Source organism: Escherichia sp. E1V33 (assembly GCF_004211955.1).
In the GTDB taxonomy this organism is placed as follows: domain Bacteria; phylum Pseudomonadota; class Gammaproteobacteria; order Enterobacterales; family Enterobacteriaceae; genus Escherichia.
In genome coordinates this window covers 93,996-117,237 of the sequence record NZ_RHJI01000012.1, presented here as the reverse complement: position 1 = coordinate 117,237, position 23,242 = coordinate 93,996, and the positions used below count along the sequence as shown (strand labels likewise).

The 23,242-nt window shown below is 50.6% G+C and carries 20 protein-coding genes; 12 read left to right on the top strand and 8 right to left on the bottom strand.

The genetic code is table 11. The features are described from left to right. Positions 1 to 39: 39 nt before the first annotated feature. Positions 40 to 1,686: a class I fumarate hydratase gene (fumB, locus tag D9742_RS13040; RefSeq protein WP_069913955.1), complete on the bottom strand. Its 1,647-nt coding sequence runs from the start codon at positions 1,684 to 1,686 to the stop codon at positions 40 to 42. Positions 1,687 to 1,884: 198 nt separating this feature from the next. On the opposite strand from fumB, the gene manA reads away from it, so the two are divergent. Beyond that, on the top strand, positions 1,885 to 3,060 hold the full coding sequence (gene manA, locus D9742_RS13035) for a mannose-6-phosphate isomerase (RefSeq protein ID WP_130237165.1): 1,176 nt from the start codon (positions 1,885 to 1,887) through the stop codon (positions 3,058 to 3,060). 99 nt (positions 3,061 to 3,159) lie between these two features. Then, positions 3,160 to 4,668 (top strand): YdgA family protein, encoded by a 1,509-nt coding sequence (locus D9742_RS13030; RefSeq protein WP_021556838.1) that lies wholly within the window; start codon positions 3,160 to 3,162, stop codon positions 4,666 to 4,668. Positions 4,669 to 4,712: 44 nt separating this feature from the next. On the opposite strand, the gene uidC is transcribed toward D9742_RS13030, so the two are convergent. The 6 genes from uidC to malI form a co-directional block, all read right to left on the bottom strand. Further along, a complete protein-coding gene (gene uidC / locus D9742_RS13025) occupies positions 4,713 to 5,978 on the bottom strand; it encodes a glucuronide uptake porin UidC (protein ID WP_130237164.1) in 1,266 nt (421 codons plus the stop codon). A gap of 38 nt (positions 5,979 to 6,016) precedes the next feature. Continuing rightward, positions 6,017 to 7,390: a glucuronide transporter gene (gene uidB, locus D9742_RS13020; protein WP_001075893.1), complete on the bottom strand. Its 1,374-nt coding sequence runs from the start codon at positions 7,388 to 7,390 to the stop codon at positions 6,017 to 6,019. After that, the gene (gene uidA, locus D9742_RS13015) at positions 7,387 to 9,198 is read right to left on the bottom strand and encodes a beta-glucuronidase (protein ID WP_047668943.1); all 1,812 of its coding nucleotides are present in this window, start codon (positions 9,196 to 9,198) and stop codon (positions 7,387 to 7,389) included. Before uidA ends, uidB begins: the two co-directional genes overlap by 4 nt. A 390-nt stretch (positions 9,199 to 9,588) precedes the next feature. After that, complete coding sequence (uidR, locus tag D9742_RS13010; protein WP_000969092.1) at positions 9,589 to 10,179, bottom strand: DNA-binding transcriptional regulator UidR; 591 nt, start codon at positions 10,177 to 10,179, stop codon at positions 9,589 to 9,591. A 228-nt stretch (positions 10,180 to 10,407) separates the two neighbouring features. Continuing rightward, a complete protein-coding gene (gene hdhA / locus D9742_RS13005; protein ID WP_000483371.1) occupies positions 10,408 to 11,175 on the bottom strand; it encodes a 7-alpha-hydroxysteroid dehydrogenase in 768 nt (255 codons plus the stop codon). A gap of 111 nt (positions 11,176 to 11,286) precedes the next feature. Then, the gene (gene malI / locus D9742_RS13000; protein WP_000179510.1) at positions 11,287 to 12,315 is read right to left on the bottom strand and encodes a mal regulon transcriptional regulator MalI; all 1,029 of its coding nucleotides are present in this window, start codon (positions 12,313 to 12,315) and stop codon (positions 11,287 to 11,289) included. 174 nt (positions 12,316 to 12,489) lie between these two features. Here malI and malX point away from each other — a divergent pair, with 174 nt between their 5' ends. The 3 genes from malX to add all read left to right on the top strand — a co-directional run bounded on the left by malX (position 12,490) and on the right by add (position 16,369). After that, entirely contained in the window at positions 12,490 to 14,082 is a 1,593-nt protein-coding gene (gene malX / locus D9742_RS12995; RefSeq protein WP_130237163.1) for a PTS maltose transporter subunit IICB, read from the top strand. 9 nt (positions 14,083 to 14,091) lie between these two features. After that, positions 14,092 to 15,264, top strand: coding sequence for a bifunctional maltose regulon transcriptional repressor/cystathionine beta-lyase MalY (malY, locus tag D9742_RS12990; protein ID WP_130237162.1), 1,173 nt, complete (start codon positions 14,092 to 14,094; stop codon positions 15,262 to 15,264). Positions 15,265 to 15,367: 103 nt separating this feature from the next. Further along, positions 15,368 to 16,369 (top strand): adenosine deaminase, encoded by a 1,002-nt coding sequence (gene add, locus D9742_RS12985; RefSeq protein WP_000567513.1) that lies wholly within the window; start codon positions 15,368 to 15,370, stop codon positions 16,367 to 16,369. A 35-nt stretch (positions 16,370 to 16,404) separates the two neighbouring features. On the opposite strand, the gene D9742_RS12980 is transcribed toward add, so the two are convergent. Then, a complete protein-coding gene (locus tag D9742_RS12980; protein WP_130237161.1) occupies positions 16,405 to 17,445 on the bottom strand; it encodes an oxidoreductase in 1,041 nt (346 codons plus the stop codon). A gap of 242 nt (positions 17,446 to 17,687) precedes the next feature. Here D9742_RS12980 and blr point away from each other — a divergent pair, with 242 nt between their 5' ends. From blr to rsxD, 7 genes are all read left to right on the top strand, one after another. Beyond that, complete coding sequence (gene blr, locus D9742_RS12975) at positions 17,688 to 17,813, top strand: division septum protein Blr (protein ID WP_096853007.1); 126 nt, start codon at positions 17,688 to 17,690, stop codon at positions 17,811 to 17,813. 272 nt (positions 17,814 to 18,085) lie between these two features. Then, positions 18,086 to 18,301 carry a transcription modulator YdgT gene (gene ydgT / locus D9742_RS12970; protein WP_064530017.1) on the top strand — a complete coding sequence of 72 codons (216 nt, stop codon included), beginning with the start codon at positions 18,086 to 18,088 and terminating at the stop codon, positions 18,299 to 18,301. Between the two features lie 86 nt (positions 18,302 to 18,387). Then, positions 18,388 to 18,828: a DUF2569 domain-containing protein gene (locus D9742_RS12965; protein ID WP_130237160.1), complete on the top strand. Its 441-nt coding sequence runs from the start codon at positions 18,388 to 18,390 to the stop codon at positions 18,826 to 18,828. 76 nt (positions 18,829 to 18,904) lie between these two features. Then, entirely contained in the window at positions 18,905 to 19,486 is a 582-nt protein-coding gene (gene rsxA, locus D9742_RS12960; RefSeq protein WP_000133193.1) for an electron transport complex subunit RsxA, read from the top strand. Beyond that, complete coding sequence (gene rsxB / locus D9742_RS12955) at positions 19,486 to 20,064, top strand: electron transport complex subunit RsxB (RefSeq protein WP_130237159.1); 579 nt, start codon at positions 19,486 to 19,488, stop codon at positions 20,062 to 20,064. The genes rsxA and rsxB overlap by 1 nt, the downstream gene beginning before the upstream one ends. Next, positions 20,057 to 22,183 (top strand): electron transport complex subunit RsxC, encoded by a 2,127-nt coding sequence (gene rsxC / locus D9742_RS12950; RefSeq protein WP_130237158.1) that lies wholly within the window; start codon positions 20,057 to 20,059, stop codon positions 22,181 to 22,183. Before rsxB ends, rsxC begins: the two co-directional genes overlap by 8 nt. Next, positions 22,184 to 23,242, top strand: a complete 1,059-nt coding sequence (gene rsxD / locus D9742_RS12945; protein ID WP_130237157.1) for an electron transport complex subunit RsxD — start codon at positions 22,184 to 22,186, stop codon at positions 23,240 to 23,242.

Sequence of the window (23,242 nt, the reverse complement as noted above, 5' to 3'; positions counted from 1 at the left end):
CGTGCCATGTAAAAAAGCCGCCCCGAAGGGCGGCTCTGTTTATTTCACACAGCGGGTGCATTGTGTGAGTTGTATCTGCTGGAAGAAGTCATTTCCTTTATCATCCACAAGGATAAACGCCGGGAAATCTTCCACTTCAATTTTCCAGATGGCCTCCATTCCCAGTTCCGGATATTCAACACATTCCAGGCTCTTAATACTCCCCTGCGCCAGCACTGCCGCAGGACCGCCGATACTGCCGAGATAGAAGCCGCCATGTTTTTTACAGGCATCCGTCACCTGCTGGCTGCGGTTACCTTTCGCCAGCATGATCATGCTGCCGCCCTGCGCTTGCAGTTGATCGACGTAAGAATCCATACGTCCGGCAGTCGTTGGGCCAAGAGAACCGGAGGCATAACCTTCCGGCGTTTTTGCCGGACCTGCGTAATAAATCGGGTGATCTTTAATGTACTGCGGTAACCCTTCGCCGTTGTCCATACGTTCTTTCAGTTTGGCGTGGGCAATATCACGACCGACGATGATAGTGCCGTTAAGCGACAATCGCGTTGATACAGGATACTGAGACAACTGTGCGAGGATCTCTTTCATTGGACGGTTAAGGTCAACGCGCACCGCTTCGCCTTCTCCCGCTTTGCGCAGTTCTTCCGGGATGTATTTGCCTGGATTATGTTCCAGTTTTTCGATCCAAATCCCCTGGCGGTTGATCTTCGCTTTGATATTACGGTCAGCAGAACAGGATACGCCCATACCGACCGGGCAGGATGCGCCGTGACGTGGCAGGCGAATCACGCGAATGTCATGGGCGAAATATTTCCCGCCAAACTGCGCGCCCAGGCCGAGATTTTGCGCTTCGATCAGCAATTCGTTTTCCAGCGCCACATCGCGGAACGCCTGACCGTGCTCGTTCCCTTCCGTTGGCAGTTCATCATAGTATTTAGCGGAAGCCAGTTTTACTGTTTTAAGGTTAGTTTCCGCAGAGGTTCCACCAATAACGAAAGCAATATGATACGGAGGACACGCCGCCGTACCCAGCGTGCGCATTTTCTCAACCAGATAATTTTTTAGTTTCCCTGGCGTCAGTAACGCTTTGGTTTCCTGATAAAGATACGTTTTATTGGCCGAACCGCCGCCTTTGGCGATGCAGAGGAATTTGTACTCGTCGCCATCAACGGCATAAAGATCGATCTGCGCTGGCAGGTTAGTACCGGTATTCACCTCTTTATACATATCCAGCGGCGCGTTTTGCGAGTAGCGCAAGTTATCTTCGATATAAGTGTTATAGACACCGCGCGCCAGAGCCGCTTCGTCGCCACCACCGGTCCATACACGCTGACCTTTTTTACCAACGATAATCGCGGTGCCGGTATCCTGACAGGTCGGCAGAACGCCTTTTGCCGCGATATCGGAGTTTCGCAGGAATTGCAGCGCCACATACTTGTCGTTTTCGCTGGCTTCCGGGTCACGCAAAATGTCGGCTACCTGCTGTTGATGGGCCGGACGCAGCATGAATGACGCATCATGAAACGCCTGACGCGCCAGAAGAGTTAACGCTTCTGGCGCAACTTTCAAAATCTCCTGCCCTTCAAATTCAGATACGCTGACATGTTCGCTGGTCAGCAGGTAGTACTCTGTATCATCTTTTTTGAGTGGGAAAGGAGCCTGATAATGAAAGGGTTTGTTTGACATTGTTCTCTCACTTACTGCCTGGTTTGGTTATGCTCTGGGCGGGTGTTCCGTTGCCCTGTTAAAAGCGAGTAACAACATCCTACACACTTTTTTAACAAAAACTGAGACTAGTACGACTTTTTGCGGCTCCAGGTTACTTCCCGTAGGATTCTTGCTTTAATAGCGGGATTAATTTCCACATTTAAACAGGGATTGATCATGCAAAAACTCATTAACTCAGTGCAAAACTATGCCTGGGGCAGCAAAACGGCGTTGACTGAACTTTATGGTATGGAAAATCCGTCCAGCCAGCCGATGGCTGAGTTGTGGATGGGCGCGCATCCAAAGAGCAGTTCACGTGTGCACAATGCCGCAGGAGATATCGTTTCACTGCGTGATGTGATTGAGAGTGATAAAGAGACTCTGCTGGGAGATGCCGTTGCCAAACGCTTTGGCGAGTTGCCTTTCCTGTTCAAAGTATTATGCGCAGCACAGCCGCTCTCCATTCAGGTGCATCCGAACAAACGCAATTCTGAAATCGGTTTTGCCAAAGAAAATGCCGCAGGTATTCCGATGGATGCCGCCGAGCGTAACTATAAAGATCCTAATCACAAACCTGAGCTGGTTTTTGCCCTGACCCCTTTCCTCGCGATGAACGCATTTCGTGAGTTTTCCGAGATTGTCTCCCTGCTTCAGCCAGTCGCAGGCGCACATCCGGCCATTGCCCACTTTTTGCAGCAGCCTGATGCCGAACGTTTAAGCGAACTGTTTGCCAGCCTGTTAAATATGCAGGGTGAAGAGAAATCCCGCGCGCTGGCGATTTTGAAATCGGCGCTCGACAGCCAGCAGGGCGAACCGTGGCAAACTATCCGTTTAATTTCTGAATTTTACCCGGATGACAGCGGCCTGTTCTCCCCGCTGTTGCTGAATGTGGTGAAATTGAATCCTGGCGAAGCGATGTTCCTGTTCGCTGAAACGCCGCACGCTTACCTGCAAGGCGTGGCGCTGGAAGTGATGGCGAACTCTGATAACGTATTGCGTGCAGGTCTGACGCCTAAATACATTGATATTCCGGAACTGGTTGCTAACGTGAAGTTTGAAGCCAAGCCGGCCAACCAGTTACTGACCCAGCCAGTAAAACAAGGTGCAGAGCTGGACTTCCCGATTCCGGTTGATGATTTTGCCTTCTCGCTGCATGACCTTAGCGAAGAAGAAACCACCATCAGCCAGCAAAGTGCCGCCATTTTGTTCTGTGTTGAAGGCGAAGCGACGCTGTGTAAAGGTTCACAACAGTTACATCTTAAACCGGGTGAATCAGCGTTTATCGCCGCCAACGAGTCACCGGTAACAGTAAAAGGCCACGGACGTTTAGCACGGGTTTACAACAAGCTGTAAGAGCTTACTGAAATAATTAACATCTCTTGCTAAGCTTATTAAAGGCTTATAACACTTCAGGCGGCCAGTCCGCCTGATTTCATTTTATGGATAATCATTATGAATAAATCGCTGGTAGCGGTAGGCGTCATTGTTGCGCTAGGCGTAGTCTGGACAGGCGGCGCATGGTACACAGGCAAGAAGATTGAAACCCATCTCGAAGAGATGGTCGCGCAGGCGAACGCACAACTCAAACTGACAGCTCCTGAATCCAACCTGGAAGTGAGTTATCAAAACTATCATCGCGGCGTATTCAGCAGCCAGTTGCAACTGTTGGTGAAACCCATTGCCGGGAAAGAAAATCCGTGGATTAAAAGCGGTCAGAGCGTCATCTTCAACGAATCGGTTGATCATGGTCCCTTCCCGCTTGCCCAGCTTAAAAAACTGAACCTGATCCCGTCGATGGCATCAATTCAAACCACGCTGGTTAATAACGAAGTAAGCAAACCACTGTTTGATATGGCAAAAGGTGAAACGCCTTTTGAGATTAACTCGCGCATTGGTTACAGCGGTGATTCCAGTTCCGATATTTCGCTCAAGCCACTGAATTACGAGCAAAAGGATGAAAAAGTCGCCTTTAGCGGCGGCGAGTTCCAGTTAAATGCTGACAGAGACGGCAAAGCTATCTCCCTTTCCGGGGAGGCGCAAAGTGGTCGGATAGACGCAGTTAACGAATACAACCAGAAAGTGCAGTTGACCTTTAATAATCTGAAAACCGACGGTTCCAGCACGCTGGCAAGTTTTGGTGAGCGCGTAGGAAACCAAAAACTGTCACTGGAAAAAATGACCATTTCAGTGGAAGGCAAAGAACTGGCACTGCTGGAAGGCATGGAGATCAGCGGTAAATCGGATCTGGTCAATGATGGTAAAACGATCAATAGCCAACTGGATTACTCGCTAAACAGCCTGAAGGTACAGAATCAGGATCTGGGCAGCGGCAAGCTGACTTTAAAAGTCGGCCAGATTGATGGTGAAGCCTGGCATCAGTTTAGCCAGCAATATAACGCGCAAACTCAGGCGCTGCTGGCACAGCCAGAAATTGCCAACAATCCCGAACTTTATCAGGAGAAAGTGACGGAAGCCTTCTTTAGCGCCCTGCCGCTGATGTTGAAAGGCGATCCGGTGATTACTATCGCGCCGCTAAGCTGGAAAAACAGTCAGGGTGAAAGTGCGCTGAATCTGTCGCTGTTCCTGAAAGACCCGGCAACGACTAAAGAAGCGCCGCAAACGCTGGCGCAGGAAGTAGATCGTTCGGTTAAATCTCTGGATGCGAAACTGACCATTCCGGTGGATATGGCAACTGAGTTGATGACTCAGGTAGCGAAGCTGGAAGGTTATCAGGAAGATCAAGCGAAAAAACTGGCGAAACAGCAAGTTGAAGGTGCATCAGCAATGGGGCAGATGTTCCGTCTGACCACCTTGCAGGACAATACCATCACCACCAGCCTGCAATATGCTAACGGTCAGATAACGTTAAATGGGCAGAAAATGCCACTGGAAGATTTCGTTGGTATGTTTGCAATGCCGGCATTAAACGTTCCGGTCGTACCCGCTATTCCGCAGCAGTAATTCACAGCCAAAACGCCGGAGGTTTTTCTCTCCGGCGTTATTTCTTACTTCAGCATAAAGTCATACTGAATACTCATTTTCACATCCCAGTAATTCAGGCGATCGCCCAGCGCACTGCCATCGCGCTTTTCCCGCCCTTTATCGGCAGCAAGAAATAAATTCATCCCTTGTAACGGCCCTTCGCTGACCCGATAGTTCATACCACCTAAGATACCCGTGCCTTCAATCCGCACATCTCGTTTACTGGATTCATAGCCGCGAGTCACAATCGGTGCAAATGTCAGTGTAAATTGCGGCGTTAAACGATAGTTGACGCCCAATTGCCAGGACTGCATTCCTTCACGGTTACGATCAAGACTTAATGAAAAGGGATAGCCAATGTCGGTATCCACCACGGCACCATTCATTGCATGGCGCAAATAACCACCACTGCCAAATACGCTTCCCCACGGCGCATTCCAGGTTAATTGTCCACTAACCAACGCCGTTTCATTGGGCTGGCTGGTATTACGACTTAAACCTTCGAGTTGCGCGTAAAAGCCGAGCAACTCCCCTTTCAACGTATAATTCGGGTCGAGCGGTATACTTTTCTCGAGAATACTTTGTATCTGATTGGAAACATCTTTCTGTACCGATGCCCCCAGAGAATAGCGACTGGTATCATCATGCCAACTGGCGGCTAAAAAAGAACGTGCGCGATGTTTATCGTATTTTCCCGTCTGGCTGTTATACACCCCTTCATCACGAATACCGGTTGTTGAATCAGTCCATAAAAATACTCGTGAACGCCACATTCCCCACAGATCAATATTTGGCGTTAAAGCCCAATAACCTAATGCTCCTTCAGAAACTGTCGGTAATGTACGTTGCGAACTGCCAGCCATTAACGGAATACGATAAGGTAAGCTACCATAACTATAATCCGTCCCGAAGCGACCTAATTTAAGCAGGCTATTTTCACTGGGTTTTATTTTTACTGCCCCCAGGGCAAAGCCAAAACTTTTATCACCATCAAGATACCACCGGGTACTCATATCAGCACGAGCACCTAATTTATAAACATAATACGCTCCGCCTTCAACGCCAATAATATTGGAATAATAACCACTATTGAAATCGAGCAATCCTCCCTGTACCCATGCGTAAATATCTCTTCCCGCGCCAGCACTGGGCTTATCAGCCCTGCGCAATTCGTTTTTCAGTCTGATGCGTAGTCCCGCTTCATCGTCAGCCAGTTGCCCCGCGTAAGCAGAGGTAAGGCCAGAGGCAGCCGTCAGGCAAATAACGGCCATGGCCACTATTTTTCTCATAGTTGCACCTTTGATGTTCTGATTATTTTTATTGAATATTAATTAGTGATATCGCTGATTAATTGCTGCTGCACTTTTTTACGATTATCAATTTCAACCACGATTTCTTTGAATTTTTTATCCGTGAGCGGATAAAACCAGATAATAACGAATGCCAGTAGCATAAATCCGCAAGGTACTAAGGCAATTGATGTGCGGATGCCCATAATAACTTCCGGCGTTTGCACCTGATTGGCGATATATCCGCTTAACCCCAAAATAAAGGCAGGAATTGAACCTCCGATTGCCTGACCGCATTTACGGGTAAATGAGAATAGTGAATAGGTGAGCCCTTCAATTCGCACGCCGGTCAGGTATTCACCGTATTCTACGGTATCAGCTTCCAGTGCCCACATCACAGTCATAGTAACGCCCTGACCAATTGAAGCGATGGCCAACGCAACCAACGCCACCGGCAGTGACCAGACGGAAACCCAGAAGAAAAGCAGATAACCGCAGGTTCCCAGCAAAGCGCCAATCAGGAAGGTATTCTTTTTACCGATCCTCGCGACCATCCCCGGCACCAGCGGTGCCGATGCCACAGTACCAACCAGGTTTTGCACCAGTACCAGCACAGTGAACAGCCCGGTATCATTTAATACATAGCGCACGTAGAACAGCGACGAGGCGCTGACCGCGAAGGTCGAAATCAGCACACACAGCGCACCGATGCACAACATAAACAGCGGGCGATTCCGTTTCAGGGTTTGCAGACTGATCTTCAATGACGGCTGCGCAACGATACGTACCACATTCTCACGCGTCGATTTGAAGCAGATGAAGTAAAGCACCATTCCGGCAATCGCCAGCACAATCGTCCAGAAATGGTATACCGACACCATCTCTTCCGGGCTGGAGTTCTTAATGCTCGGTCCTATCAGAAATGCCAGGCAGACAAAGGTTAATGAAGCGGCAATCCCGCGAGCCGCGCCCAGACGGGCGCGGGATTGTGGTTGTTGGGTCATCGCGGTAGCAAGTGAACCATAAGGAATATTCACCAGGCTGTAGCAAAGCCCGAGGCCCATGTAGGTCAAATATGCATACACTACTTTGCTGCTATGGCTCCAGTCGGTCGGTACCCAGAATACCAGCACGCTGAAGATCATTAACGGCGCAGTACCGAAGAGTAAAAACGGGCGGAATTTTCCCCAGCGGGTATTCACACTGTCCACCACTCGTCCGGCAAAGACGTCGGCGAAGGCATCGAATACCCGCACCAGTAACAGCATGGTGCCTGCCGCAGCGGCACCGACGCCAGCGACGTCGGTGTAGTAACTCAACAGGAAGAGCGCCCCCATTGCGAAGGCGAAGTTATTGGCGACGTCACCGAGGCTGTAGCCGACGATGGTGCGCCAGGAGAGTTGTTGATTCATTGTTTGCCTCCCTGCTGCGGTTTTTCACCGAAGTTCATCCCGGTCCAGCGTTTTTGCAGCAGAAAAGCCGCCGACTTCGGTTTGCGGTCGCGGGTGAAGATCCCTTTCTTGTTACCGCCAACGCGCAATATGCCTTGCGAGGTCGCAAAATCGGCGAAATTCCATACCTGTTCACCGACGACGGCGCTGACGCGATCAAAGACGCGGTGATACATATCCAGCCATGCACACTGATACTCTTCACTCCACATGTCGGTGTACATTGAGTGCAGCCCGGCTAACGTATCCACGCCGTATTCGGTGATGATAATCGGCTGATGCAGTTTCTCCTGCCAGGCCAGAAGTTCTTTTTCCAGTACCTTCTCTGCCGTTTCCAAATCGCCGCTTTGGACATACCAACCGTAATAACGGTTCAGGCACAGCACATCAAAGAGATCGCTGATGGTATCGGTGTGAGCGTCGCAGAACATTACATTGACGCAGGTGATCGGACGCGTCGGATCGAGTTTACGCGTTGCTTCCGCCAGTGGCGCGAAATATTCCCGTGCACCTTGCGGACGGGTATCCGGTTCGTTGGCAATACTCCACATCACCACGCTTGGGTGGTTTTTGTCACGCGCTATCAGCTCTTTAATCGCCTGTAAGTGCGCCTGCTGAGTTTCCCCGTTGACTGCCTCTTCGCTGTACAGTTCTTTCGGCTTGTTGCCCGCTTCGAAACCAATACCTAAAGAGAGGTTAAAGCCGACAGCAGCAGTTTCATCAATCACCACGATGCCATGTTCATCTGCCCAGTCGAGCATCTCTTCGGCATAAGGGTAATGCGAGGTACGGTAGGAGTTGGCCCCAATCCAGTCCATTAATGCGTGATCGTGCACCATCAGCACGTTATCGAATCCTTTGCCGCGTAAATCCGCATCTTCATGACGGCCAAAGCCAGTAAAGTAGAACGGTTTGTGGTTGATCAGGAACTGTTCGCCCTTCACTGCCACTGACCGGATGCCGACGCGCAGCGGGTAGATATCACACTCTGTCTGGCTTTTGGCTGTGACGCACAGTTCATAGAGATAACCTTCACCCGGTTGCCAGAGATGCGGATTCACCACTTGCAAAGTCCCGCTGGAGCCTTGTCCAGTTGCAACCACCTGTTGATCCGCATCACGCAGTTCAACACTGACATCACCATTTGCCACCACCTGCCAGTCAACAGACGCGTGGTTACAGTCTTGCGCAACATGCGTCACCACGGTGATATCGTCCACCCAGGTGTTCGGCGTGGTGTAGAGCATTACGCTGCGATGTATCCCGGCATAGTTAAAGAAATCATGGAAGTAAGACTGCTTTTTCTTGCCGTTTTCGTCGGTAATCACCATTCCCGGCGGGATAGTCTGCCAGTTCAGTTCGTTGTTCACACAAACGGTGATACGTACACTTTTCCCGGCAATAACATACGGCGTGACATCAGCTTCAAATGGCGTATAGCCGCCCTGATGCTCCATCACCTCCTGATTATTTACCCACACTTTGCCGTAATGAGTGACCGCATCGAAACGCAGCACGATACGCTGGCCTGCCCAACCTTTCGGTATAAAGACTTCGCGCTGATACCAGACGTTGCCCACATAATTACGAATATCTGCATCGGCGAACTGATCGTTAAAACTGCCTGGCACAGCAATTGCCCGGCTTTCTTGTAACGCGCTTTCCCACCAACGCTGATCAATTCCACAGTTTTCGCGATCCAGACTGAATGCCCACAGGCCGTCGAGTTTTTTGATTTCACGGGTTGGGGTTTCTACAGGACGTAACATAAGGGACTCCTCATTAAGATAAAAATACTGGTCAACCTTTAATCTGATTAGTTAACCAATTCTGTGTTGCACACAGTTATCTGTGAGAAACCCATGGAAGAGAAATGGAAATAAAAAGAACTGACACCGCGATCAAAAAACCAAAAACTGCAATACCCACAGCGTGATATAGATCGCATTAATCTTTAAAACGGCGTTGACAGAAGCCATAAAATAAGCAACCGAACGTTCGTTCGAGCATATTGGGAACGATAAACTCTCATGACATATGGCTACGGTGAATATTTTAGGGAGGAATTCCCCGCTCCGGCGAGATTGTATTTTGTACAGGGAAATTAAAGTATGAAACGCGGGTTCAGTTGTCACCAGCCCGCGGAAAGAGAGAGAGAATCAGGATGCGGTTAAGATACCGCCAATCATCGCGCGTAATCCCTGAGCAAACGACGCTTCACGCGCCAGGTCTTCCGCTTCGATATCGGCCAGTACACCGTAGGTCAGATCCAGCAGTAAACGTGAAGTCATTGCCGTGTTGATGTCTGGGCTTATCTCGCCTTTTTGCTGGGCATCACGCATCCGCTGAGCAACAAATTCAGTGATCGTCATATGCTTATTTTTAAGCATGGCGGCGACCTGTGGGTTACGCATCCCTTCCGCCATAATTTCGACCACCAGCGCCCGTTGCCCAAAGGCTTCATGGGTGAGAGAGACAATAGACTCGACCATATAGTCAACAAAATGAATCCCTTCAATCGGTTCCCGGAAACGAGCCAGCGCCCTCTCCTGGTCCTGTAAGATAATCGCCTGAATCAAGGCTTCTTTGGAGATGAAATGGTGATAGAGCGTCCCGGGACTAATGGCGCAGGATTTACAGATGGCTTTCATCGAGGCACTGTGAAATCCATTTTCTGAAAAAATCTCTCTGGCAGCATTGAGGATCCGGGTCCGTGTCGGTTGTGCTTCAGTCTGCATGTTATCCATCATTAAACCATTATAGTTAGCGTGAATAACTAGTTTACCGCGTTGTCAGGTGAGCGCCTATCATTGCTGTTGAATAGTGCGAAGGCACACTCTATTCGTATGCTTTTCATCCAGCTATTGGTTAACCAATAGCCGTGATTTGGCTGCCAGTTGTTTAGCAGAGACGTTGATGAATTGCACACGCTATCCCGGTAAACAACACATACGGCTGTTTACCGGTTCGTTAGTGTATTAATTGAGCTCCTGTACCCCACCACCGGAGACGGTGAGAATTTGTCCGCTTACCCAGCTGGCTGCAGGCGAGCAAAGGAACAGAGCTGCGTTAGCAATATCTTGCGGTTGGCCCAGACGTCTGATCGGCGTGTGCTGTAACATTTTTTGTTCAATTTCTGGTGTAATAACGGATTTCAGGGCATCGGTTAATATTGCCCCCGGCGCAATGCCATTTACCCGAATATTTTTTTCACCCAGGTCAAACGCCATATTTCTGACCAGATGACTGGCCGCAGCTTTAGATGATGCATAGGAAGTCATGTTTATATTTTTATTTTCTGCCGCCATAGAAGTGATGGTCAGAATAACGCCACCGCCATTTTTTTCCATTTCTGGCGCAACAAGTTGTGACAGATGGAAAAAAGAAAACACATTCAGTTCATAAGCACGGCGAAAATCCGCCATTGGCATATCAAACGGTTTAGGTCCACCGCCACCGGCGTTGTTAACCAGGATATCAACTTTACCCAGCTTACTGACGGCAAAGTCTGCCAGTGCAGAGAGTTCCTGTTCGGAAGTAATATCACAACGCCAGGCAAATGCCTGACCACCCAGTTGTTGAATTTCATCTACAACATGGTTAGCTGCGTCGGCGTTAATATCACTGACCACCACAGATGCGCCAGCTGTCGCGAATGTAATGGCGATTTCTTTACCAATACCTGCACCCGCACCTGTGATGATGGCGCATTTTCCGTCGAGTCTCAGGTTGTCAGAATTAAACACATAAACCTCCTGTGAACTTCAGTAAAAATAAAAGGCACCGCCTGTGTGCCACATTTTTTATCATTAACCTTGAGGAAAGGACACTACCAGGTATAGCAGATAAAGAGAGGATTATTTCGCCGCAATGAGCCGGGCGGGAATAATAAGATTGCGTGAATGCGTCTCTTCATGGGTGATTTTTTGCATCATGCGATCCGCAAGTGTGATACCAAGTTCCCGCGCTGGCGTGCTGGCCCAGGTAACGGGTATATCATCAAGTGTGGTTGGTGTCGCATCGGTAAATGCCGCCAGCGAAACCTGTTGCTCAAAGTAACGATCGACTCCGCTTTCCCCGCTTTGCCGCCCTGCTTTCAGCAAACCAAACCATGCCCCCATCGCAATAGTTTCGTTATAGCAAACCACGGCACTGATGGTCGGGTTATGACGTAAAAGCGCCGTGATAGCTTCCGCGGCTTGCTTCTGGCTGGAAGTGCACTCCAACACCCAATCGCTGTGAAACGGCAGGCCAAATTTTAGTAGAGTTGCACAATAGCCCCCCACCCGTTCTGCACGGGTTAATGAGGAACTTTGCCCTCCCAGCCAGGCGATCCGCTGATGCCCATTGCGAATGAGATGCTCCGTCAACAACTGTGCAGCCTGCATGTTGTCCGGGCGAACCGTATCAACATCATCAAGATAACTGGCACGGGAAGCGAAAATCACCGGGATAGCTTTTTCTTCTGCCATTCGTCGCAGGTCATCGCTGCTTCCTGCAGCCCCGGCAATTACCACACCATCGACACCCTGATTCAGTAACAGTGAAAACCGCTGTGCCAGCTGCTCGCCGTCTTTACCGCCGTGAAGCAAAAAAACCATCCGTCCCTGCGCTTCCAGAGCTTCCGTCAATCCGGCCGTCAATTCGGCGTAAAACGGCGCAGATAAATCACGGACGATCAAACCAATGACGCCGCTTTGCCCGCCGCGCAGCGCCGACGCCTGGCGATTGCGCACAAATCCCAGCTCTTCAATGGCGGCGTTAACGCGTTCTCCTGTGGCGGTAGAGATTCGCCCTTTGCCACTAAGCACCAGCGAAACGGTACTTACCGACACGCCCGCAGCCAGCGCAACATCATGAATGGTTATTTTTTTGGCGGTAGCCATGCAGATGACCTACTCCCTGATTATGTGACAGATAAAACGTTTTACCTTTTATTTATCTTATACCCGCTATTATCGTTGCGTAATGTGATTTATGCCTCACTAAAATTTGATAAAACGTTTTATCTTCTCGCGCAATTTACTGAATCCAGATTGTTCTCTACGAGGAGTCGTTTTATGACGGCGAAAACAGCACCGAAAGTCACGCTGTGGGAGTTCTTCCAGCAGTTAGGCAAAACCTTCATGTTACCCGTGGCATTATTGTCGTTCTGCGGCATTATGCTCGGCATTGGTAGTTCCCTTAGTAGCCACGATGTCATCACCCTAATCCCGGTCCTGGGCAACCCCGTGTTGCAGGCTATCTTTATCTGGATGAGTAAGATTGGCTCGTTTGCTTTTAGTTTCCTGCCAGTCATGTTCTGTATCGCCATCCCGCTGGGTCTGGCACGAGAAAACAAAGGCGTAGCGGCATTCGCTGGCTTCGTCGGTTACGCAGTGATGAACCTGGCGGTGAATTTTTGGTTGACCAATAAAGGGATTCTGCCAACCACCGATGCCGCCGTGCTGAAAGCGAATAACATCCAGAGCATTCTTGGGATCCAGTCGATCGACACCGGGATCCTCGGTGCGGTGATCGCCGGTATTATCGTCTGGATGCTGCATGAGCGTTTCCATAATATCCGCCTGCCGGATGCGCTGGCGTTTTTCGGTGGTACGCGCTTCGTACCAATCATCTCCTCGCTGGTGATGGGTCTTGTCGGTCTGGTGATTCCATTAGTCTGGCCGATTTTCGCCATGGGTATTAGTGGATTAGGCCATATGATCAACAGTGCGGGCGATTTCGGACCGATGCTGTTTGGTACTGGTGAACGTCTGCTGTTGCCGTTTGGTCTGCATCACATTCTGGTGGCGTTAATTCGCTTTACCGACGCGGGCGGCACGCAGGAAGTCTGCGGTCAAACCGTAAGCGGCGCACTCACTATCTTCCAGGCGCAGTTAAGCTGCCCGACCACTCACGGTTTCTCTGAAAGCGCTACACGTTTCCTCTCGCAGGGCAAAATGCCTGCATTCCTCGGAGGTCTGCCAGGTGCCGCGTTAGCCATGTATCACTGTGCTCGCCCGGAAAATCGCCATAAAATTAAGGGACTGCTGATTTCTGGCCTGATCGCCTGTGTCGTTGGCGGCACGACCGAACCGCTGGAGTTCCTGTTCCTGTTTGTTGCGCCGGTCCTGTATGTGATCCACGCGCTGTTAACCGGCCTCGGTTTCACCGTTATGTCCGTTCTTGGCGTCACTATTGGCAATACTGACGGTAATATCATCGACTTTGTGGTGTTTGGTATTCTGCATGGCCTGTCAACCAAGTGGTACATGGTGCCGGTAGTTGCGGCGATCTGGTTTGTTGTTTACTACGTCATCTTCCGTTTCGCTATTACCCGCTTCAATCTGAAAACCCCGGGCCGCGACAGCGAAATTGCCAGCTCAATCGAAAAAGCCGTTGCCGGTGCGCCGGGGAAATCAGGTTACAACGTTCCGGCAATCCTTGAAGCTTTAGGCGGTGCCGACAATATTGTCAGCCTCGATAACTGCATTACCCGTCTGCGTTTGTCTGTGAAAGATATGTCGCTTGTTAATGTGCAGGCACTGAAGGACAATCGGGCAATTGGCGTAGTACAACTTAATCAACATAACCTGCAGGTTGTTATCGGGCCGCAAGTTCAGTCAGTAAAAGATGAAATGGACGGTCTGATGCGTACTGTTCAGGCATAAGGATAAGATATGTTCGATTTTTCGAAGGTCGTGGATCGTCATGGCACATGGTGTACGCAGTGGGATTATGTCGCTGACCGTTTCGGCACTGCTGACCTGTTACCGTTCACGATTTCAGACATGGATTTTGCCACTGCCCCCTGCATTATCGAGGCGCTGAATCAGCGTCTGATGCACGGCGTGTTTGGCTACAGCCGCTGGAAAAACGATGAATTTCTTGCGGCTATTGCCCACTGGTTTTCTACCCAGCATTACACCGCCATTGATACGCAGTCGGTGGTGTATGGCCCTTCCGTTATCTATATGGTCTCGGAACTGATTCGTCAGTGGTCCGCTGTCGGTGAAGGTGTGGTGATCCACACCCCGGCCTACGACGCATTTTACAAAGCCATTGAAGGTAACCAGCGCACAGTAATGCCCGTTGCTTTAGAGAAGCAGGCTGACGGCTGGTTTTGCGATATGGGCAAGCTGGAAGCCGTGTTGGCGAAACCGGAGTGTAAAATTATGCTCCTGTGTAGCCCTCAAAATCCTACCGGTAAAGTCTGGACTTGCGATGAACTGGAGACAATGGCTGACCTGTGCGAACGCTATGGTGTGCGCGTTATCTCCGATGAAATCCATATGGATATGGTATGGGGTGAGCAACCGCATATCCCCTGGAGCAATGTAGCTCGCGGCGACTGGGCGCTACTGACTTCTGGTTCGAAAAGTTTCAATATTCCGGCCCTGACCGGGGCTTACGGGATTATTGAAAATAACGACAGCCGGGAAGCGTATTTATCGGCCCTGAAAGGCCGTGATGGGCTTTCCTCCCCTTCGGTACTGGCGTTAACCGCTCATATCGCCGCCTATCAGCAAGGCGCACCGTGGCTTGATGCCTTACGCGACTATCTGAAGGCTAACCTGACGTATATCGCAGATACGATGAACGCCGCGTTCCCGGAACTCAACTGGCAAATCCCCCAATCCACTTATCTCGCATGGCTCGATTTACGTCCGTTGAACATTGATGACAACGCGTTGCAAAAAGTCCTGATTGAACAAGAAAAAGTGGCAATCATGCCGGGATATACCTACGGTGAAGAAGGCCGTGGCTTTGTTCGACTCAATGCCGGATGCCCTCGTTCGAAACTAGAAAAAGGTGTCGCTGGATTAATTAACGCCATCCGGGCTGTACGCTAATTGCGATTGCGCAACGTAAATAATCGTTGCGCAATCGTAGATTTTTACCCTGCTTTGTTTTTATAATGGTGCGCACTTTTATATCCAGAAAAAGAGTGCGACCATGATTGATACCACCCTGCCATTAACTGATATCCATCGCCACCTTGATGGCAACATTCGTCCCCAAACCATCCTTGAACTTGGCCGCCAGTATAATATCTCGCTTCCTGCGCAATCCCTGGAAACGCTAATCCCCCACGTTCAGGTCATTGCCAATGAACCCGATCTGGTGAGTTTTCTGACTAAACTTGACTGGGGCGTTAAAGTTCTCGCCTCTCTTGATGCCTGCCGCCGTGTGGCATTTGAAAACATTGAAGATGCTGCCCGTAACGGCCTGCACTATGTCGAGCTGCGTTTTTCACCAGGCTACATGGCAATGGCACATCAGCTGCCTGTGGCGGGTGTTGTCGAAGCCGTTATTGATGGCGTCCGTGAAGGTTGCCGCACCTTTGGTGTGCAGGCGAAGCTTATCGGCATTATGAGCCGGACCTTTGGCGAAGCCGCCTGTCAGCAAGAGCTGGAGGCCTTTTTAGCCCACCGTGACCAGATTACCGCACTTGATTTAGCCGGTGATGAACTTGGTTTCCCAGGAAGTCTGTTCCTTTCTCACTTCAACCGCGCGCGTGATGCGGGCTGGCATATTACCGTCCATGCAGGCGAAGCTGCCGGGCCAGAAAGTATCTGGCAAGCCATTCGTGAACTGGGAGCTGAACGCATTGGGCATGGCGTAAAAGCCATTGAAGATCGGGCGCTGATGGATTTCCTCGCCGAGCAACAAATTGGCATAGAATCCTGTCTGACCTCCAATATTCAGACCAGCACCGTGGCAGAGCTGGCTGCACATCCGCTGAAAACGTTCCTTGAGCATGGCATTCGCGCCAGCATTAACACTGACGATCCCGGCGTACAGGGAGTGGATATCATTCACGAATATACCGTTGCCGCGCCGGCTGCTGGGTTATCCCGCGAGCAAATCCGCCAGGCGCAGATTAATGGTCTGGAAATGGCTTTCCTCAGTGCAGAGGAAAAACGCGCACTGCGAGAAAAAGTCGCCGCGAAGTAACAGAAATGGATGGTGCTAATTGCACCATCCCCTTTTCACGCAAGGCACAAAGTCGAGCGATGTTTGGCGGATTCGATGCCAAGCTCAATCAGTTCCATCACCTGAATGGCCTGACTTGCTGGCACCGGGTTTTCACCGTCGCCATTCAACGCATCGCGAATGGCCGCGTAGTACGCCGGATAATTCCCCGGCACGGTCAACAGCGTTTCTTCAACACGTTCCTCGCCTTCAACGCGGGTCAGAACACCGTCACGCATATCGTAGCCCCAGTCTTCCTGCGGCAGACGCTCACCATTTTTCAACCGCTCTTCCTGTGGATCGAGGCCATATTTAACATAGCTGCCACGGGAGCCATGCACGATATAACGTGCTGACTCAGCTGCCGCCAGCATGGTGCCGTGTAAAATAACCCGCCGCTGTGGGTAGGACAAAATGGCGTGGAAATAATCAGTTGACTGCGCACCCGGGCGCAACTGTGCTAAATCCACCGTCATACTGACGGGTAAGCCAAAAAGCGTAATAGCTTGATCGAGCAGATGCGGTGCCAAATCGTACCAGATACCGCTGCCAGGGCCGCCCTGTTCACGCCAGCGATCGCGCACCTGCAGTCGGAAGCGGTCGAAATGAGACTCAAAGTACGCAACTTCACCCAGCGAGCCTTCCGCGAGTAAACCTTTTAGTGTCAGAAAATCGCTATCCCAGCGACGATTATGAAACACTGACAATACGCGCCCCAGACTTTTTGCCAACGCATCCAGTTCTCGAGCTTGTGACAGTGTCACGGTAAAAGGCTTGTCGACAACCACATGTTTACCTGCTTCAAGCGCCGCCCTGGCCAACGGGAAATGGGTATCGTTTGGTGTGGGAATGACAATCAAGTCTATGTTGGGATCATTAAAAAGATGCTTTGGTTCAGAGACAACCGTCACTGTTGGCCAGTCGGCCTTGACTTTTGTTTCGTCACTGCTGGAAATTACTGCCAGTTCTAGTCCGGGCGTGCCCGCAATCAGGGGCGCATGGAAGGTTTTGCTCGCATAACCATACCCAATCAACCCAACACGGATGTTGTCGCTCATGTCATTGCCTCTCAGAGAAGTACGATCGCTATTTGACACTATCCTTTACCCTCTCTCAACAGTTTAATAACCTGCCCGCAATAAGGGATGTTATTTAACTTAAGTCAAAAAAATGGCGAATTTTCTAATGACAAAAGATAAACATCGCAAAAAGCTCAGCAAAAATCTTGCTGGAGCAATTATTGCTAAGTAACATTTACCCCCTGAAGTTAATGGATCACTCAACATAGATGTGGGCAGTAATGAATCGTCTTATTGAATTAACAGGTTGGATCGTTCTTGTCGTTTCAGTCATTCTTCTTGGCGTGGCGAGTCACATTGACAACTACCAGCCGCCAGAACAGAGTGCACCGGTACAACATAAGTAATACCTGCACTTGCAGACCAACATGCAGCCCGTCCGGATGCATGTTTTAACTTGTCGGGTATTAAACCAGGAATTTATTATCTTGTAGTGTGTTGTTGGCGATTGGCTGGGATAGTAAAGCGCGTTACTCTTTTCATGACAGTATTTCATCCCTGAATATTTACCATCAGCGCATTCTTATTATTGTTATTACATAAGCGTTCACTTTTGGTGAAGTTTTATCATTACATATAATACCTACCACTTTGGTATTAATTATTTTATGGGCCTTTTATGACTGTTCAGGACTACTTATTAAAATTTCGCAAAATCAGTTCACTCGAAAGCCTGGAAAAACTCTACGATCATCTTAATTACACACTGACGGACGATCAGGACCTTATCAACATGTATCGCGCCGCCGATCACCGTCGCGCAGAGCTGGTGTCTGGCGGGCGTTTGTTTGACCTGGGTCAGGTACCGAAGTCCGTCTGGCACTATGTTCAATAAAGAAAGTAGCGATCGATTATAAAAGCCTTATAATAACGCCCCTAAAATTAGATTTGCCTGTTTGCTGTCGCTATTCTGGAGAACCTATGACCACCACAACGCCACAACGTATTGGAGGCTGGTTGCTTGGCCCTTTGGCCTGGCTGTTAGTCGCTCTATTGAGTACGACGCTGGCGCTGTTACTGTATACCGCAGCGTTATCTTCTCCTCAAACATTTAAAACGCTCGGCGAAAAAGCGCTTACAACGCAAATCTTATGGGGCGTTTCTTTTATTACCGCCATCGCCATGTGGTATTACACTTTGTGGTTGACCATCGCTTTCTTTAAACGTCGGCGTTGTGTTCCGAAACACTATATTATCTGGCTACTGATCTCCGTATTACTGGCGGTTAAAGCCTTCGCTTTTTCGCCCGTTGAAGATGGCGTAGCCGTGCGCCAGTTGTTGTTTACTTTGCTGGCAACCGCATTGATAGTCCCCTATTTCAAACGCTCGTCGCGGGTCAAAGCGACGTTTGTGAATCCGTAATAACCTTACAGTTAACCTGTTGTCGCCTGCTCTGGATTAACGGATAATAGGCGGCTTTTTTATTTCAGGCCGAAAAATGACTGACTACCTGTTACTGTTTGTCGGAACTGTACTGGTCAATAACTTTGTACTGGTTAAGTTTCTGGGCCTCTGTCCGTTTATGGGTGTTTCCAAAAAGCTGGAAACTGCAATGGGGATGGGGCTGGCAACAACATTTGTGATGACGCTGGCGTCAATCTGCGCCTGGCTTATCGACACGTGGATCTTGATTCCACTCAATCTGATTTACCTGCGCACGTTAGCGTTTATTTTAGTGATCGCTGTAGTGGTGCAGTTCACCGAGATGGTGGTGCGTAAAACCAGCCCGGTGCTTTATCGTCTGCTGGGGATTTTTCTGCCGCTTATTACCACCAACTGTGCGGTGCTTGGCGTCGCGTTGCTGAATATTAATCTCGGGCATAATTTCTTGCAGTCGGCGCTGTACGGTTTTTCCGCAGCTGTCGGCTTCTCGTTGGTGATGGTGCTTTTCGCAGCCATCCGCGAGCGCCTTGCTGTGGCTGATGTCCCGGCACCTTTTCGTGGTAATGCCATTGCGCTGATTACCGCAGGTCTTATGTCTCTGGCCTTTATGGGCTTTAGTGGTTTGGTGAAGTTGTAATGAATGCTATCTGGATTGCCGTTGCCGCCGTAAGCCTGCTGGGCCTGGCGTTTGGCGCCATTCTGGGTTATGCCTCCCGCCGTTTTGCGGTGGAAGACGATCCGGTCGTTGAGAAAATTGACGAAATTTTACCGCAGAGCCAGTGTGGTCAGTGTGGTTATCCTGGCTGTCGCCCGTATGCGGAGGCTATCAGTTGCAACGGTGAAAAAATCAACCGCTGCGCCCCTGGTGGCGAAGCTGTAATGCTGAAAATTGCCGAGTTGCTCAACGTCGAGCCACAGCCGCTGGATGGCGAAGCGCAAGAGTTGACGCCTGCGCGTATGGTAGCGGTTATCGATGAAAATAACTGTATTGGCTGCACTAAATGTATTCAGGCGTGTCCGGTTGACGCCATCATCGGCGCTACCCGTGCAATGCATACCGTCATGAGCGATCTGTGCACAGGTTGTAATCTGTGTGTAGACCCATGCCCAACGCATTGCATCTCCTTACAACCGGTCGCAGAAACGCCAGACAGCTGGAAATGGGATCTGAACACCATTCCCGTGCGCATCATTCCCGTGGAACACCATGCTTAAGTTATTCTCTGTTTTCAAAAAAAATAAAATCTGGGACTTCAATGGCGGCATTCATCCACCGGAGATGAAAACTCAGTCCAACGGTACTCCCCTGCGCCAGGTTCCGCTGGCGCAGCGATTTGTTATTCCGCTGAAACAGCATATTGGCGCTGAAGGCGAGCTGTGCGTTAACGTTGGTGATAAGGTACTACGCGGGCAGCCGCTCACCCGTGGACGCGGCAAAATGCTACCAGTTCACGCACCAACGTCTGGTACCGTTACGGCTATTGCGCCCCACTCTACTGCCCATCCATCGGCATTGGCTGAATTAAGCGTAATTATTGATGCCGATGGCGAAGATTGCTGGATCCCGCGTGACGGTTGGTCCGATTACCGCTCACGCACACGGGAAGAGTTAATTGAACGTATTCATCAGTTTGGCGTAGCCGGGCTGGGGGGGGCTGGCTTCCCTACTGGCGTTAAATTGCAGGGCGGCGGCGATAAAATCGAAACGTTGATCATCAATGCCGCAGAGTGCGAGCCGTATATTACTGCCGATGACCGCCTGATGCAGGATTGCGCCGCCCAGGTCGTGGAAGGTATTCGCATTCTTGGGCATATTCTACAGCCGCGCGAAATTCTGATCGGAATTGAAGATAACAAGCCGCAGGCAATTTCCATGCTGCGTGCGGTGTTGGCGGATTCCCACGATATTTCTTTGCGAGTTATTCCGACCAAATATCCCTCTGGCGGCGCCAAACAGTTAACCTACATTCTGACTGGAAAGCAGGTTCCACACGGCGGTCGTTCATCAGATATCGGCGTGTTAATGCAAAACGTCGGCACGGCTTACGCCGTGAAACGTGCCGTTATTGATGGCGAGCCGATTACTGAGCGTGTCGTGACGCTGACTGGCGAAGCAATTGCACGCCCAGGCAACGTCTGGGCACGACTGGGTACACCGGTCCGTCATTTATTGGCCGATGCCGGATTCTGCCCTTCTGCCGATCAAATGGTGATTATGGGCGGCCCACTAATGGGCTTTACCTTGCCGTGGCTGGATGTTCCGGTCGTCAAAATAACCAACTGTTTACTGGCACCGTCTGCCAATGAGCTTGGCGAACCACAGGAAGAACAAAGCTGCATCCGTTGTAGCGCCTGTGCTGATGCCTGCCCTGCAGACCTTCTTCCGCAACAATTGTACTGGTTTAGCAAAGGCCAGCAGCACGATAAAGCCACCACACATAACATTGCCGATTGTATTGAATGCGGGGCCTGCGCGTGGGTTTGCCCAAGCAATATCCCTCTTGTGCAATATTTCCGTCAGGAAAAAGCTGAGATTGCCGCCATTCGTCAGGAAGAGAAACGCGCCGCGGAAGCTAAAGCGCGTTTCGAAGCCCGTCAGGCTCGTCTGGAGCGCGAAAAAGCGGCTCGCCTTGAACGACATAAGAGCGCAGCCGTCCAACCTGCAGCCAAAGATAAAGATGCGATTGCTGCCGCTCTGGCGCGGGTGAAAGAGAAACAGACCCAGGCTACACAACCTATTGTGATTAAAGCGGGCGAACGCCCGGATAACAGTGCGATTATTGCGGCACGGGAAGCGCGTAAAGCGCAAGCCAGAGCGAAACAGGCTGAATTGCAAAAGACTAACGAATCCGCAACCGTTGCCGATCCACGTAAAGCGGCCGTTGAAGCCGCTATTGCCCGTGCCAAAGCACGTAAGTTGGAACAGCAGCCTGCTAACGCAGAAACAAAAGAACAGGTCGACCCGCGCAAGGCTGCCGTCGAAGCCGCTATTGCCCGCGCCAAAGCGCGCAAGCTGGAACAACAGCAGGCAAACGTAGAACCAGAAGAACAGGTCGACCCGCGCAAAGCTGCCGTCGAAGCGGCTATCGCCCGTGCCAAAGCACGCAAGCTGGAGCAGCAACAGGCTAACGCAGAACCAGAAGAACAGGTCGACCCGCGCAAAGCTGCCGTCGAAGCGGCTATCGCCCGTGCCAAAGCGCGCAAGCTGGAACAGCAGCAGGCAAACGTAGAGCCAGAAGAACAGGTTGACCCGCGCAAAGCTGCCGTTGCCGCGGCTATCGCCCGGGTTCAGGCAAAAAAAGCTGCTTCGCAAAAGGTTGTAAACGAGGACTAAATGGTATTCAGAATAGCTAGCTCCCCTTATACCCATAACCAGCGCCAGACATCGCGCATAATGCTGCTGGTGCTGGTTGCAACCGTCCCAGGTATCGCTGCGCAACTGTGGTTTTTTGGCTGGGGTACTCTTGTTCAAATTCTGTTGGCCTCGGTCAGTGCACTCTTAGCCGAAGCCCTCGTACTCAAACTGCGCAAGCAATCTGTAGCTGCAACCTTAAAAGATAACTCAGCATTGCTAACGGGCTTATTACTGGCGGTAAGTATTCCGCCTCTCGCACCTTGGTGGATGGTGGTACTCGGCACTGTGTTTGCCGTAATCATCGCTAAACAGCTGTATGGCGGTCTGGGGCAAAATCCGTTTAACCCGGCAATGATTGGTTATGTGGTCTTACTGATCTCCTTCCCGGTGCAGATGACCAGCTGGTTGCCGCCGCATGAAATTGCAGTCAACATTCCTGGATTCATTGACGCTGTACAGGTTATCTTCAGCGGTCATACCGCCAATGGTGGTGATATGAACACACTTCGCTTAGGTATCGATGGCATTAGCCAGGCGACACCGCTGGATACGTTCAAAACATCTGTACGCGCTGGCCATTCGGTTGAGCAGATTATGCAGTATCCAATCTACAGTGGTGTTCTCGCGGGCGCTGGCTGGCAATGGGTAAACCTCGCCTGGCTGGTTGGTGGCGTGTGGCTGCTATGGCAGAAAGCGATTCGTTGGCATATTCCCGTCAGTTTCTTAGTGACACTGGCCCTGTGCGCAACGCTGGGTTGGTTGTTTTCCCCAGAAACACTAGCTTCACCGCAGATTCATCTGCTGTCTGGCGCGACCATGCTCGGCGCATTTTTTATTCTGACCGATCCAGTCACCGCGTCTACCACCAATCGTGGTCGTCTGATTTTCGGTGCGCTGGCGGGCTTATTAGTCTGGCTGATCCGCAGTTTCGGCGGTTATCCTGACGGCGTGGCCTTTGCTGTCCTGCTGGCTAACATCACGGTTCCTCTGATCGATTACTACACGCGTCCGCGCGTTTACGGCCATCGCAAAGGATAA

Bases quoted from the DNA above. Each gene is read 5' to 3' on its own strand.
- fumB (WP_069913955.1), bottom strand. From the start codon at position 1,686: ATGTCAAACAAACCCTTTCATTATCAGGCTCCTTTCCCACTCAAAAAA.
- manA (WP_130237165.1), top strand. From the start codon at position 1,885: ATGCAAAAACTCATTAACTCAGTGCAAAACTATGCCTGGGGCAGCAAA.
- D9742_RS13030 (WP_021556838.1), top strand. From the start codon at position 3,160: ATGAATAAATCGCTGGTAGCGGTAGGCGTCATTGTTGCGCTAGGCGTA.
- uidC (WP_130237164.1), bottom strand. From the start codon at position 5,978: ATGAGAAAAATAGTGGCCATGGCCGTTATTTGCCTGACGGCTGCCTCT.
- uidB (WP_001075893.1), bottom strand. From the start codon at position 7,390: ATGAATCAACAACTCTCCTGGCGCACCATCGTCGGCTACAGCCTCGGT.
- uidA (WP_047668943.1), bottom strand. From the start codon at position 9,198: ATGTTACGTCCTGTAGAAACCCCAACCCGTGAAATCAAAAAACTCGAC.
- uidR (WP_000969092.1), bottom strand. From the start codon at position 10,179: ATGATGGATAACATGCAGACTGAAGCACAACCGACACGGACCCGGATC.
- malI (WP_000179510.1), bottom strand. From the start codon at position 12,315: ATGGCTACCGCCAAAAAAATAACCATTCATGATGTTGCGCTGGCTGCG.
- malX (WP_130237163.1), top strand. From the start codon at position 12,490: ATGACGGCGAAAACAGCACCGAAAGTCACGCTGTGGGAGTTCTTCCAG.
- malY (WP_130237162.1), top strand. From the start codon at position 14,092: ATGTTCGATTTTTCGAAGGTCGTGGATCGTCATGGCACATGGTGTACG.
- add (WP_000567513.1), top strand. From the start codon at position 15,368: ATGATTGATACCACCCTGCCATTAACTGATATCCATCGCCACCTTGAT.
- D9742_RS12980 (WP_130237161.1), bottom strand. From the start codon at position 17,445: ATGAGCGACAACATCCGTGTTGGGTTGATTGGGTATGGTTATGCGAGC.
- blr (WP_096853007.1), top strand. From the start codon at position 17,688: ATGAATCGTCTTATTGAATTAACAGGTTGGATCGTTCTTGTCGTTTCA.
- ydgT (WP_064530017.1), top strand. From the start codon at position 18,086: ATGACTGTTCAGGACTACTTATTAAAATTTCGCAAAATCAGTTCACTC.
- D9742_RS12965 (WP_130237160.1), top strand. From the start codon at position 18,388: ATGACCACCACAACGCCACAACGTATTGGAGGCTGGTTGCTTGGCCCT.
- rsxA (WP_000133193.1), top strand. From the start codon at position 18,905: ATGACTGACTACCTGTTACTGTTTGTCGGAACTGTACTGGTCAATAAC.
- rsxB (WP_130237159.1), top strand. From the start codon at position 19,486: ATGAATGCTATCTGGATTGCCGTTGCCGCCGTAAGCCTGCTGGGCCTG.
- rsxC (WP_130237158.1), top strand. From the start codon at position 20,057: ATGCTTAAGTTATTCTCTGTTTTCAAAAAAAATAAAATCTGGGACTTC.
- rsxD (WP_130237157.1), top strand. From the start codon at position 22,184: ATGGTATTCAGAATAGCTAGCTCCCCTTATACCCATAACCAGCGCCAG.